A 12,503-nucleotide genomic window follows, 5' to 3' on the forward strand; every position below is an offset into this window, starting at 1 on the left:
CCCTCGTCATTCGTTCCAGGACGACATGAAGCATGAGTGAAATCGCCGATCTTTTCGCCCGCGAATTTCCCGTGTGGCACATGGTGGTGCGCGGCACGGTCGTGTACTGGTTCCTCCTCCTCGTGTTCCGCTTCGTGCTGCGCCGTGACATCGGCTCGATGGGCGTGGCCGACCTGCTCTTCGTGGTACTGGTCGCGGATGCATCGAGCAACGCGATGCAGGGCGAATACAAGTCCGTCGATGACGGGCTGGTGTTGCTCGCGACGCTGGTCGCGTGGAACTTTGCGCTGGACTGGCTGAGTTTTCGCTTCGAGCCGGTCGCCCGTTTTCTGGAGCCGCCCGCCGAAGTGCTCATTCGCAATGGTCGGCTGAATCGGCGTGCCCTCAAGCGCGGGATGATCAGGACGGACGAGCTGCGCGGCAAGCTGCGCGAGCAAGGTGTGGCGGATTTTTCGGAGGTGCGCGTCGCTAGACTGGAAAGCGATGGCACTCTCAGCGTGTTCAAGAGGACGAAGAACAAGAATGACGACGAAGCCGCCGATCGCCATCGACCACCAGAGGCCTCGAAGCCCCCAGTTCAATGACGCAGCTTGTGGACTGGCTCGTCGCCAAGCGGCGGAACTCCCCCTTGGCAAGTGGCTGCCCGGACGCAGGTGGTCCTTCCATGCGCCGGTGATCGACCGCGAATCTGCGTGGCGCCTTGCTTGAGCAGCAAAGTCCCTTCGATGCCGGCATCGCTGTGCTGCTGTGGGCATCGTTGAGTCGAGGCCTCTCTCCGTTGTGAAGCACCGTAGCCGCCGACGTGGCACCAGGGAGCACACATCGTATTTTCAAAACGTAGGATCTATCCGACACGCAGAGTCCAGGACCATGTCTTAAATTTCGGCTCCTGCGGAGCTATCCGCAGGCTTGCTGTAAACCTCCGCCCGGCCCTCAGCGGCCGGGCTTTTTTTTAAGCGCGCCGCGGGCTCGGGGGGCGGTGCTGGATGTCGAAATTTCCCTCTTGAAATCGCGCACGGGCTCTCCTATCTTCTCTTCCGTCGGAAATTGGTCAACCGAAAAGGAGGTATTGAAATGACCATGAACTTGCTCAAGCAAATCGCCGGCTCTCGCCTGCCCGTTACGTTCTATCGCGCCGAGGACATCGACCAGGTCAGGATTCTGCGGGCCGCCGGGCTCGTCGTCGCCCTGGTGCCATCGCCCTCGAATCCGCTCTCCATGGCCGGACCCGCCTCGGCGGCGCAGGTGCTGGCCATCACCCAGAAGGGACGGGAGGAACTGGCGAAATTCAACTATCCGGAATCGCGCCCTCCGCGCTGGCGAAGCCGCTCGCCGCGCATCACCGCATGGCGCCGTCCGGATGCCGGCGGCCCTTCACGGGAGGCCAGCTCGCATCGCCTGCCTCAGTGAGGATCTCGGCCCATCTCTCGTTTACTTCATTCAAGATTTGGAGATTCGAACATGTACCGATCATTCTTTCCGCGCGACATGCTTGCAGAAATGGATCGCCTACAGCGGGACATGCAGCAGGCGTTCGACCTGGCGCCCACCATCCGTGGCTACGGCAGCAATGGATTTCCTGCATTGAATGTCGGCGCCACGCCGCAGACGGTGGAGATCTATGCGTTTGCGCCGGGCATCGATCCGGCGACGCTGGAGGTCCACCTCGAACGCGGCCTTCTGACCATCGCGGGCGAACGCAAGAGCGTGTTGCCCGAGGGGGATGCGAAAGCAGCAGTTCACATCAATGAGCGCTTCGACGGCCAATTCCGCCGGATGCTTACGCTGCCCGACGATGCCGACCCAGAGGCGGTTGACGCCAAGCTGCGCGACGGCGTGCTGCGCATTACCGTTCGCCGTCGTGCGTCGGCTCAGCCGCGTCGCATTGCTGTCCAATGAGCCAAGGAGACGAACACCATGAGCAAAGACATTCAGACCCGTTCGCCTGATGCGCCCGAAAGCGCCGACCCGAAGCAGGAGACGCTGCGCTATGGCAACGCGGCATTGACCCCACCTGTCGACGTGGTCGAAGACTCGGGTGGCATCACCCTCTACGCGGACCTGCCGGGCGTCTCGCGCGAGAAGCTGAATCTTCATGTCGAGGCGGAGACCCTGACCATCGAGGCCGAGTCGAGCTTGACGGTGCCTGACGGCCTGAAGACCAGTCACACCGAGGTGGGGCTCGGGAGGTTCCGTCGCGTGTTCACGCTCAGCAAGGAGCTGGACACGGAGAAGGTGTCGGCCGAGCTCACGCAAGGCGTGTTGAAGCTGCGGATTCCCAAAGCCGAGCATGCGAAGCCCAGGCGGATCGACGTTAGTTTGGCTTGAGGGGTGCGTCGATGAGCGTGCAGCCGACACGGCTGCACGCATCGCGCGGTGTATGTGCCTCTACGGACCAACAGGGGCGGGGGCGCTCCCGCCCGTGCATTGGCCGACTGAGCGCTATCGGGGGGCAATAGGGCGACCGAGCAGGTGTGTGCGTGCGTCCAACGACAGCGCCTGGTTCATCTCAACTTAAGGAGGTGCAACGGCGATGCCGATGAATTTCCTGCGGCGCATTGAGGATGCGTCGTTTCCCCTGGTCATCCACGAAGAGAGCGACATTGAGTGCGCGGCCGTCTTGGCCGCTGCCGACCTTGTCGAGGCGAATCTCGCTGAGGCGGGCGATGGCACCGGCCGGGGGGAGTGATTTTGCGCATCACGCCACGGGGTAGGTCAGAGTTGAACAGGCTGCGCGCAGACTCGGAGTGAAGGCGCGCGCGCCGCGCAGCGGTGTGCCCTGTCAACGCTCTGAAGATTGCGATGCCGGCCAGTGCGGCAGGCGTATATCAGGTGCCGTCGTTGGAAGGATCGGCTGATCGGGCGCGTTCGGCTCGATGCCTTTAGGCGGTGTCCGGCTGTTGAGCGCGTCGAGGTAAGCCCTGACGCGGTCGAGAGAGCTTCCCACAGCCCGGACTGCGATTCGAAGTTCCGCAACCGTGCACCCCAGACGCGTCGCCCATGCTTTTGCGTCGGCCGCCGTGGCTGCGGAGATGTTTATCGTCTTCGTACGGCGAGTCATATTGGCGACGTCAACAAACGGTTACGAGAGTGGGCCGCGACGGACATACCAGGCGAGCTTTCGCCAGGTGCACAGCAGGGCGTAGAGAGCCATCGCGATACCTCCTAAGCGCCATCGCTCCCGACCGGGGATGCTTCTTCGTGGTCACTCGAAGCTCGCGGGCCTATGCGTTCGTCGGGGACATATCCCAACAGCGCCTTCGTGCCAGCCTGGAGTGCGTCGAGCCACATGTCACAGGGCTCGTTCGCTGACTCGAGCTCGCCCCACTGCGAGGCGTCGTTGCCTTCTTCCATGAGCACCCAGTAGAAGCGCCGAGGTTCCGGCTCCTCGACGTGGATCGAGATCCGGCGGATTGGAGACATCACTTTTCTTTCCCCGAGAGGTACTTTCGCACCGCGTCGGCGGAGTTGCCGACCGCTTTCACGGCGTCTCGCAGTTGAGCCTCGGTGCAGCCCAGTGATTCGGTCCATGAGCGCACCTCGTGCGGTTCGCCGAGGTTAACGAGCTTGCGATCAAGGCCGGTCTTCTTCGGGTCGTCTGCCATACGTTGGATCTCCATGAAAGCCGGCACCGCGCCAGCCAGAACTCACAGAGTGTCCTCAAGGAGAAGCGACGGACATCTCCAAAATGCGCTATTGGTTGACGGCATCTTTCCTACGCATGGGAACTCGCTGAGCGAGCGCGAACTCGAGGTGGAGGCCGAAAAGAATCAGCATTTCCATCGGGACATTTCTTCAAAGCACGTGCGAAGCTCGGCACTGGCGCGTCAATGAACGAGCCGCACGAATGGACGCCTGCTCAGCTTTTCTTTGGCATCGGCATGCATACAGCACCCAAGCGCGCACCTCTCCACGAAGCATGCATCGCTCAGGCGGGGAACGGATCGTGGGACTGATCAGACGCATGCGGAAATCGGTGCTGCAGTGTTACCTTGGAGTTCCGGCTGGTGTGGAAACCGGTCGCAATATCTGATGGCGGAAGCGCCGGCCTGTGGTTTTGCGCAGTTAAGCGATCTGGACGGCGTGCCAGCAGCCCGGCATGCGCTTCGTTCCCGTCAAGACCGAGGCTCAGCAGATTGTGCTGTCGCTGCACCGGCTGCGCGCGCAACTCATGAAGACCCGCATCATGCAGACGAACGAACTTCGGGGGCTGCTCTCTGAGTTCGGCATCGTGCTGCCGGAAGGTCAACGCGGCACTGCTCAAAGCATTGCCTGACGCCATGTGCGATGCGAAGACCCGGCTGCCAGCGATGCTCATGGATAGCCTGGGGCCGGTCGGTAAATCGAGCGAAGGTGGAATGTGCTTTGGCTTGACGCCGCGCAGGTGCTCTGGCCTCAGATGGGTGTATCGCTTGAGCATCTTCCAGTCCTTGTGCCCGGTCACAAGCGCAGCTTGTTCGATGGTGAACCCGGCCTCGAAAAGGCGACTGGCTGCTTCGTGCCGTAGATCATGGAACTTGAGGTCCTTGATCCTCAATTCCTTGCAGGCCCGCCGGAAAGCGGTCCCGACAGAGCGCCCGTTGTACGGAAAGACAAGGCTGCTGTTCCCGGAGAACGGTTTCTGCTCCTCGAGAATGGCCCAGGCATCGAAGCCCGTGACATCAAGCAATGGCACCTTCTGGTCATTGCCGTTCTTGTCCCGCGGATCCTTCCGGTCGCGCACGATCACGGTACGGGCCTTGGCATCGATGTCCTCCCATCGGATGCGGCAGATCTCGTCCTGGCGCATCGCGGTGGCGACCGCGAACCGCATGATTCGCCCCAAGGGGATGATCTGCCGCGAATTGCTGGCGAAGTAGTCGGCAAGCGCCTGCAGTTCGCCGAGGGTAGGGCGGCGGTCGCGTTCCCGCCCCTTGCCGACCAGGCCCAGGCGCTTGAGCGCGATGCGAGCCAGATCGATGGGCTCTACCGGAACGCGAACCCCGTGAACGGCTGCGGCGTGAGAAACTACCAGCTTGATGTAGCCGATGTCCATGCTGATGGTGACGGGGCCGGCACCTTCCTTGGCGCGGTCCTTGCCGAACTGGATGAGCCGCTCGCGCGTGACGTCCTTCAGCTTCAGCTTGCCCAGCTTCGTCTTGAGCGCATCGAGGGTGAAGGCCTTGGAGCGCCGAGGCGCTCGCAGCACTTCCTTCATGTCGGTGATGGATTGAGCCACTTCGCGGCCATGTGCCGACTACCATGTGAGCCAGGCATATCGCCCCAAAGGCCGCATCTGTAGTTGATTTTCTGTTCGTACGGGTGGCGCAGTCGAAAGTTGGCGCGGTGGCTCAGATTGGCATCGGCGCAAACACGCTCAGCACCTGAGCGGGCGGAGTTTCAGCAGCAACCTCTTTCGCTGATACGCGTGGGCGAAGACACCCGCATCCAGGTGCTGCTCGACGGCAAAACGGCCATTGACGTCGAGGACACCCACATCGCAGGTCCCGGCGCAGTGGGTGTATGGACTAAGGCTGACAGCGTCACAGCCTTCGACGACTTCAGTTTGCTGTCAACGCGCGAAGCTCTTCGAGAAGCTTGGTCGAAGGGCCCGGCAGCATGCCTGCCCGTCTCCGGAAGGCGGTCAAGGTCCTCTTGTCGCTCGCCCCGGGGATGTCTAGCGCATCGATCAGCCCGGCCTTTCGCTCCGCGTCGTACATCGGCGCCGGCATCCACCCAAGAAAACCCGAGTGGCCGATCAAGCTCTTGAGCGCCATCACAGAACGGGTCTCGACGACCACGTTGGGCAGAGCAAGGTTCTGCCGCGCAAATACGCTCTTCATGTGCTCGAACGGTCCCGTCCCCTTTGGAAGGATCGCCCAGCGCTCGGCCAGAGTGTCTGACAGCTTCAGCTTCGGTTTCTTGCGCAGAGGATGGTGACGGCCCGCAACGACGTAGCTGGTGTCTTCCCATCTACAGTCCTTGACGGCAACGATCTCGCCTGTGTCCTCTACGTCAACCCCTAGCGCCAGGTCGATCTCGTGCGAGACGAGCGCGTCCGCCAGCCGATCCCATACGCCTTCGATGATCTGAACCTGAAGGTTCGGCCACTTCTTGCAAGTTCGGCCGATGGCCAAAGGAAGCACAAGGCAAGCGATGCTCCCAACTGCACCGACGCGGATCGTTCCCTTCGCCAGCCCGAGCATGGCCTTGATGTTCTCGCTTGCGTGCTCCGATTCGCGCTGCAGCAGCAGTGCATGCGGCTGCAGCGCCCGGCCCACATCGGTGAGCTGCATTCCCTTCGAATGGCGCTCGAACAGCGGTGCCCCAGCCTGTTCTTCCAATCTGCGAATCGTGCGACTCAACGCAGGTTGAGTGATGTTCAGCGCATCGGCCGCTCGCCCAAGGCTGCCCGACGAAACGATGGCGTTGAAAGCGACGAGCTGTTGCAGATCAAAAGTCATGCATAACGGTAATGACTTTTTCTCAAAAAGGCAATTTTCAAGATGAGTGTGCGGTTTCACACTCCCGCCATCGAGACAGCATTGCGAGTTCGCGGTGCACAGCAGGAGAGCACGAAATGACCGCACCCATACCGCACGCCGTCGTCGCAAAGGCCACGCAGCCAGCAAACGCCATCACCGTCCGCGAGGCCGTGTTCGACTTAATGCGCCGCTTCGGGATGACCTCCGTGTTCGCGAATCCAGGGTCGACCGAGCTTCCGATGTTCCGCGACTTCCCGAGCGACTTCCGCTACATCCTCGGTCTGCAGGAAGCCTGCGTGGTCGGCATGGCAGACGGCTACGCGCAGGCGACTCGAAACGCTGCGTTCGTGAACCTTCACTCGGCGGCCGGCGTGGGCAACGCCATGGGCAACATCTTCACCGCCTACAAGAACCGCACGCCCATGGTGATCACGGCCGGGCAGCAGGCGCGTTCGATCCTTCCCTTCGACCCGTTCCTGTCTTCAGCCCAGGCGACCGAACTGCCGAAGCCCTACGTCAAATGGAGCATCGAGCCCGCCCGTGCAGAAGACGTGCCGATTGCGATCGCCCGGGCCTACTACCTGGCCATGATGCCGCCTTGCGGCCCGGTCTTGGTTTCGGTGCCCGTCGACGACTGGGACCAACGCGCAGAGTTGGTTCCGACCCGGGTCGTGAGCACCCGAATGCGTGCGGAGCCCGAACTAATCGCCCGGGTCTCGGCTGCGCTGGAAGCAAGCGAGCGCCCGGCATTCGTGGTGGGCGCTGCAGCCGACCGGGACGACGCGTGGAACGAAGTCGTCGCACTGGCAGAGGCTCACAACGCGCGCGTGTGGGTCGCTCCGATGTCCGGGCGCTGCAGCTTTCCGGAAGACCATCGCTTGTTCGCCGGCTTCCTTCCGGCAATGCGCGAGCGGATCGTCGAATTGCTCGACGGCCACGATCTCATCCTCGCCATCGGCGCGCCGGCGTTCGCTTATCACGTCGAAGGCGCGGGACCTCATGTGCCTGCCGGCGCAGCCCTCTGCCAGTTGACCGAGGACCCCGATACGGCAGCTTGGGCGCCTGTCGGCATCTCGGCGGTCGGCAGCATCCGTTTGAGCGTGCTCGACCTGCTGGCCCTGCCGCCGAAGAAGACCCGCCCGCTTCCCCCCGCAAGAAACGCCGCGCCGCGCGCAGAGCCGACGCCGCTGATGTCGGTGGCCTATGTGCTCCAGACGCTCGCCGAAGCAAAAAAGCCGGAACACATCGTGGTCGAAGAGGCGCCGAGCGCAAGGCCCGTGATGCAGGCGCATCTACCGTTCACTCGCAGCGAAACCTTCTACACGATGGACAGCGGCGGCCTCGGCTACGGCATGCCCGCATCGGTGGGCGTTGCCTTGGGCAAGCCCGGCAGCCGGGTCATTTGCCTGATCGGCGACGGGTCGAGCATGTACTCCATCCAGGCGCTATGGAGCGCGGCTCAGAACAAGCTGCCGATCACTTTCGTGATCCTGAACAACCGCCGGTACGCCGCACTCCAGGATTTCGCGCCGGTGTTCGGCTTCTCGCCCACCGATGTCGTGCAGGGCACCGAACTCCCCGACCTCGATTTCCAGTCGCTGGCCAAAGGGATGGGATGCACGGCATCGCGTGTGACCGATCCGGCCGATCTGCGCAAGGCCCTCGACGAGGGCTTGTCCAGTGACACGCCAAGCGTCGTGGAGGTCCGAGTCGCCTGACCTTGCCAATCATTCCCGTTCCAACGGACGACGCATTCTTTCAAACCACCATACGGAGACAAGCCGATGAAGATTTCGATGTTGATCAATGGCGAGCGCACGGACGCTCGCAACGGCGCAACCTTTGAGCGGCGCAATCCTCTGGACGGCAGCGTCGCGACGACCGCACCCGCGGCCACGACGCAAGACGCCATTGCCGCGGTGGATGCCGCAGCCGAGGCCTTCAAGACCTGGTCGACCACCGGTCCCGGCGAACGCCGGGTGCTGCTCATGAAGGCTTCGCATGCGCTGGAAGCCAAGGCGGAGGCCTTTGCAGCGGCCGTGGCCGCCGAGACCGGCGCATCGGCCATCTGGGCAGGCTTCAATGTCCACCTGGCCGCCGGCATGCTGCTGGAGGCCGCATCGCTCACCACCCAGATCAGCGGCGAGGTCATCCCCTCGGATGTGCCGGGCAACCTGGCCATGGCCGTGCGGCAGCCTGCGGGCGTCGTTCTTGGCATCGCGCCCTGGAACGCACCGGTGATCCTGGCCGTGCGTGCCATCGCGACGCCGCTGGCCTGCGGCAACACGGTCGTTCTCAAGGGCAGCGAAATCTGTCCGGCCACGCATGGGCTGATCATCGAGGCGCTGCAGGAGGCCGGCCTCCCCAAGGGCGTGGTGAACTTCGTGACCAACGCGCCTGCGGACGCCGCTGCCATCGTCGAAGCGATGGTGGCGCACCCCGCGGTTCGGCGTGTCAACTTCACGGGTTCGACCCACGTCGGCAAGCTCATCGCGGCCACCTGCGCCAAGTACCTCAAGCCCGTCGTGCTCGAACTCGGCGGCAAGGCGCCTTTGGTCATCCTGGACGACGCCGACGTTGATGCTGCCGTCAACGCAGCGGTGTTCGGTGCATTTGCCAATTCGGGACAGATCTGCATGTCGACGGAACGCGTCGTCGTCGACGAGAGCATCGCCGATGAATTCGTTGCCAAGCTCAGCGCACGGGCCGCGAGCCTTCCGCTGGGCGACCCGCGACAGGGACCTGTGGTGCTCGGTTCGGTGGTCGACATGAGCACGGTCAACCGCTGCAACGAACTGATCGACGACGCGATTTCCAAGGGCGCCCGGCTCGTCATCGGCGGCAAGGCGAAAGACACCCTGATGCCCGCGACGCTGCTCGATCACGTCACCTCGGAAATGCGCATCTTCCGGGAGGAGGCTTTCGGCCCTGTGAAAGGCATCGTTCGGGTCAGCGGTGTGGAAGCGGCCGTTGCCTGCGCCAACGACAACGAGTACGGCCTTGCGGCCGCGGTGTTCGGCCGCGACGTGGCGCGCGCCATTCATGTGGCGGGGCGCATCGAGTCGGGCATCTGCCATGTGAACGGTCCCACCGTCCACGACGAAGCACAGATGCCGTTCGGCGGCGTCAAGGGCAGCGGTATCGGCCGCTTCGGCGGAAAGGCCGGCGTGGAAGCCTTCACCGAACTGCGTTGGCTGACCGTGCAGACCACGCCGCGCCAATACCCCTTCTGAATGTCGAACATGAAGACCCAAGTCGCCATCATCGGTGCTGGCCCTGCGGGGCTGATGCTGTCTCACATTCTTCACCTGCAAGGCATCGATTCGATCGTTCTGGAAACGCGCAGCCGTGCCGCCATAGAAGCAACCATCAGGGCCGGCGTTCTGGAACAGGGGACGGTCGACCTGATGAAGGAGATCGGCGTCGGTGCCCGCATGGAGCGCGAGGGGTTTCGGCACGAGGGAACCATTCTTCGCTTTGATGGAATCGACCGGCGCATCGACTTCCCGGAGCTGACGAACGGCAAGGCCGTGATGGTCTACGCGCAGCATGAGGTCATCAAGGACCTCGTGCAGGCACGTCTGGCCACGGGCGGCGACATCCGGTTTGAAGTGGCCGATGTCAGCCTTCACGACCTGGATTCGAAGTCTCCGCATGTGCGCTTTCGCCAACCAGGCGGCGAACTGCAGACCATCCAGGCGGATTTCATCGCCGGCTGCGATGGCACGCAAGGTGTCAGCCGGCCGGCGATTCCGCAGGGAGTTCTCAAAGGCTTCGAGCGCCTCTATCCGTTTGGATGGCTCGGCATTCTCTGCAAGGCTCCCCCTTCGTCCGAGGAGCTCATCTACGCGCTCAGCGACCGCGGCTTCGCATTGGTAAGCACCCGGTCACCCGATGTGCAGCGCATGTACCTTCAATGCGAGCCGACGGACAAGATCGAGAACTGGTCGGACGACCGCATCTGGAGTGAGTTCCGCGCTCGTCTGGCAACTCGCGACGGCTGGGCTCCCATCGAAGGCGAGATCTTCAGCAAGACCGTTGTCGGGATGCGCAGTTTCGTGACCGAGCCGATGCAGTACGGCCGTCTTTTCCTGGCAGGGGATGCCGCGCACGTGGTCCCTCCAACGGGCGCAAAAGGGTTGAACCTCGCGGTAGCCGACGTGCGGGTTCTTGCTCGTGCTTTCGTGGAGTTCTACAAGTCAGGCCGGGAAGACCTTCTCGAACGCTACAGCGACACCGCGCTGCGACGCATCTGGAAGGCGCAGCGCTTCTCCTGGTGGATGACCTCGATGCTGCATCGCTTCCCGGGTGCCGATGACTTCCAGCACAAGGTGCAGATCGCGGAACTCGACTACGTCACCGGCTCGCGCGCCGCTTCGACCGCCCTGGCAGAGAACTACGTTGGACTGCCATTCGACGAACTCGTCGACTGATTCGTACACGACCGCCCATCAATAGGCGGCAGCCAATCGTTGGCGCTGCACACCCTGAGCGCCAGGCAATGCCGGGCGCCCCATCTGGAGACAAGACATGAACCATCATTTTTCGTTGGCGCTCGACGAGCCGTTCAACTTGCGGGGGCGCCCATGAGCGCTCCTGCTGTTCCCTTCAAAGGCAACGCAGACATCGGCCGGCTGCTGGACGACGGCGCATACACAACCATGCAGAAGGTCGTGGTTTTCCTGGCAGCCCTTTCGATCGTGATGGATGGGTTCGATGGACAACTCATCGGGTTCGCGATTCCATCGATGATCAAGGAGTGGGGCATTACGCGCGGAGCCTTCGTTCCGGCTGTGGCGGCGGGCCTGGTCGGCATGGGCATCGGAAGCGCTTGCGCGGGGCTGTTCGCCGACCGTTTCGGCCGGCGGATGGCTGTCATCGCAAGCGTTTTCCTGTTCGGCGCCGCGACCTGCGCGATCGGCTTTGCGCCGGACGTGTCGACCGTCGCTGTGCTTCGATTCATCGCCGGCCTCGGCATCGGCGGTGCGCTCCCGAGCTCGACCACGGTCACCGCCGAGTTCACGCCCGCCCGCCGCAGGACGCTCGCCGTGACGGCGACGATTGTCTGCGTACCCCTCGGCGGCATGCTGGCAGGCCTCTTCGCTGCGGAAGTGCTGCCGACCTTTGGATGGCGCGGATTGTTCTTCATCGGCGGCATTTTCCCGATGGCGTTGGCGGTGCTCCTGCTCTTCACGTTGCCGGAGTCGCCGCGGTTCCTCGCCCGCCATCCGGCGCGCTGGGGCGAGCTGAGCAGACTGCTTGGACGCATGGGCCGCCCCATGGCTCAGGACGTTACCTACACCGATGTCGCTGAACAAGTCGTCGAAAGGCGCGCTGGCTTCTCCGCACTCTTTTCAAACGGCCTGGCCCGCGACACGCTGGCGACCTGGGCTGCGTTCTTCATGTGCCTGACTGCCGTGTACACCGCCTTCAGTTGGCTGCCGACGATGCTGGCGTCGGAGGGGCTTTCGATGGCGGTCGCCGGCTCGGGACTGACGGCATACAACCTCGGAGGCGTGATCGGGGCGCTGGCCTGCGCGGTGGCAATAACCCGCTTTGGATCTCGCTGGCCGCTGGTCCTGTGCTGCGCCGGTGCCGCTGCAAGCGCGTTCGCCTTGCAGACCCTGAACGTGGGAAAGGATACAAACCTGCTCATCTTCGGATTCGGCGTGCACGGCATGTTCGTGAACGCCGTGCAGTCCACCATGTACGCGCTGTGCGCATTCATGTACCCCACCAGCGTGAGAGCGACGGGAACTGCATCCGCATTGGCGTTCGGGCGCCTGGGAGCCATCCTGAGCGCCTTCGCGGGAGCTGCGGTGATCACGGCAGGCGGAGCCATGGCGTATCTGGCGTTGCTGGGCTCGGCGATGTTCTTCGCAATGGTCGCGCTGCTCGTCGTTCGCCGGCACATTCCTGGGCGCGAAGTGCTCCTCCATCGCGGCCATGACGCCTGAATGCGTACTTCCAGGTTGCCGCCCATCAACTTCCATAGGTGTCCAATGTCCGTTGAATCTTCACGTCGAGGCTTTCTGAAAG

The 12,503-nt window shown here is 63.1% G+C and carries 13 protein-coding genes and 2 pseudogenes; 10 read left to right on the forward strand and 5 right to left on the reverse strand.

What is annotated here, in order from left to right:
• The first annotated feature begins 32 nt into the window (after nt 1-32).
• The 5 genes from ACZYSP_RS32475 to ACZYSP_RS32495 all read left to right on the forward strand — a co-directional run bounded on the left by ACZYSP_RS32475 (nt 33) and on the right by ACZYSP_RS32495 (nt 2,689).
• The gene (locus tag ACZYSP_RS32475; protein WP_489018647.1) at nt 33-584 is read left to right on the forward strand and encodes a DUF421 domain-containing protein; all 552 of its coding nucleotides are present in this window, start codon (nt 33-35) and stop codon (nt 582-584) included.
• A 490-nt stretch (nt 585-1,074) separates the two neighbouring features.
• A complete protein-coding gene (locus tag ACZYSP_RS32480) occupies nt 1,075-1,410 on the forward strand; it encodes a polysaccharide deacetylase family protein (protein WP_093082495.1) in 336 nt (111 codons plus the stop codon).
• Between the two features lie 51 nt (nt 1,411-1,461).
• Nucleotides 1,462-1,899 carry an Hsp20/alpha crystallin family protein gene (locus tag ACZYSP_RS32485; protein ID WP_093082496.1) on the forward strand — a complete coding sequence of 146 codons (438 nt, stop codon included), beginning with the start codon at nt 1,462-1,464 and terminating at the stop codon, nt 1,897-1,899.
• Nucleotides 1,900-1,917: 18 nt separating this feature from the next.
• Nucleotides 1,918-2,328: an Hsp20/alpha crystallin family protein gene (locus ACZYSP_RS32490; RefSeq protein WP_489018650.1), complete on the forward strand. Its 411-nt coding sequence runs from the start codon at nt 1,918-1,920 to the stop codon at nt 2,326-2,328.
• A 205-nt stretch (nt 2,329-2,533) separates the two neighbouring features.
• A complete protein-coding gene (locus tag ACZYSP_RS32495) occupies nt 2,534-2,689 on the forward strand; it encodes a hypothetical protein (protein ID WP_256217013.1) in 156 nt (51 codons plus the stop codon).
• A gap of 93 nt (nt 2,690-2,782) precedes the next feature.
• On the opposite strand, the gene ACZYSP_RS32500 is transcribed toward ACZYSP_RS32495, so the two are convergent.
• The 3 genes from ACZYSP_RS32500 to ACZYSP_RS32510 all read right to left on the reverse strand — a co-directional run bounded on the left by ACZYSP_RS32500 (nt 2,783) and on the right by ACZYSP_RS32510 (nt 3,605).
• On the reverse strand, nt 2,783-3,061 hold the full coding sequence (locus tag ACZYSP_RS32500) for a DUF3606 domain-containing protein (RefSeq protein ID WP_093082501.1): 279 nt from the start codon (nt 3,059-3,061) through the stop codon (nt 2,783-2,785).
• A 104-nt stretch (nt 3,062-3,165) separates the two neighbouring features.
• Complete coding sequence (locus ACZYSP_RS32505; RefSeq protein WP_489018652.1) at nt 3,166-3,423, reverse strand: hypothetical protein; 258 nt, start codon at nt 3,421-3,423, stop codon at nt 3,166-3,168.
• Nucleotides 3,423-3,605 (reverse strand): DUF3606 domain-containing protein, encoded by a 183-nt coding sequence (locus ACZYSP_RS32510; protein ID WP_489018654.1) that lies wholly within the window; start codon nt 3,603-3,605, stop codon nt 3,423-3,425. The genes ACZYSP_RS32505 and ACZYSP_RS32510 overlap by 1 nt, the downstream gene beginning before the upstream one ends.
• Before the next feature lie 464 nt (nt 3,606-4,069).
• Between ACZYSP_RS32510 and ACZYSP_RS32515 the strand changes: the two are divergent.
• A pseudogene (locus ACZYSP_RS32515) lies at nt 4,070-4,328 on the forward strand (IS110 family transposase); the annotation flags it as partial.
• Between the two features lie 71 nt (nt 4,329-4,399).
• Here the strand turns inward: ACZYSP_RS32515 and ACZYSP_RS32520 are convergent.
• Both ACZYSP_RS32520 and ACZYSP_RS32525 read right to left on the reverse strand, forming a co-directional pair.
• Nucleotides 4,400-5,197: pseudogene (locus tag ACZYSP_RS32520) on the reverse strand (site-specific integrase); the annotation flags it as partial.
• A gap of 343 nt (nt 5,198-5,540) precedes the next feature.
• Nucleotides 5,541-6,443, reverse strand: a complete 903-nt coding sequence (locus ACZYSP_RS32525; protein WP_489018656.1) for a LysR family transcriptional regulator — start codon at nt 6,441-6,443, stop codon at nt 5,541-5,543.
• Nucleotides 6,444-6,559: 116 nt separating this feature from the next.
• Between ACZYSP_RS32525 and mdlC the strand changes: the two genes are divergently transcribed.
• The 4 genes from mdlC (at nt 6,560) to ACZYSP_RS32545 (ending at nt 12,421) form a co-directional block, all read left to right on the forward strand.
• On the forward strand, nt 6,560-8,182 hold the full coding sequence (mdlC, locus tag ACZYSP_RS32530) for a benzoylformate decarboxylase (protein ID WP_489018658.1): 1,623 nt from the start codon (nt 6,560-6,562) through the stop codon (nt 8,180-8,182).
• A 66-nt stretch (nt 8,183-8,248) separates the two neighbouring features.
• Nucleotides 8,249-9,697 carry an aldehyde dehydrogenase gene (locus ACZYSP_RS32535; protein WP_489018660.1) on the forward strand — a complete coding sequence of 483 codons (1,449 nt, stop codon included), beginning with the start codon at nt 8,249-8,251 and terminating at the stop codon, nt 9,695-9,697.
• Nucleotides 9,698-9,706: 9 nt separating this feature from the next.
• Nucleotides 9,707-10,897 (forward strand): 4-hydroxybenzoate 3-monooxygenase, encoded by a 1,191-nt coding sequence (gene pobA / locus ACZYSP_RS32540; RefSeq protein WP_489018662.1) that lies wholly within the window; start codon nt 9,707-9,709, stop codon nt 10,895-10,897.
• 153 nt (nt 10,898-11,050) lie between these two features.
• Nucleotides 11,051-12,421, forward strand: a complete 1,371-nt coding sequence (locus ACZYSP_RS32545; protein WP_489018664.1) for an MFS transporter — start codon at nt 11,051-11,053, stop codon at nt 12,419-12,421.
• Nucleotides 12,422-12,503: the final 82 nt, after the last annotated feature.

This window comes from Variovorax sp. F042, assembly GCF_057814215.1.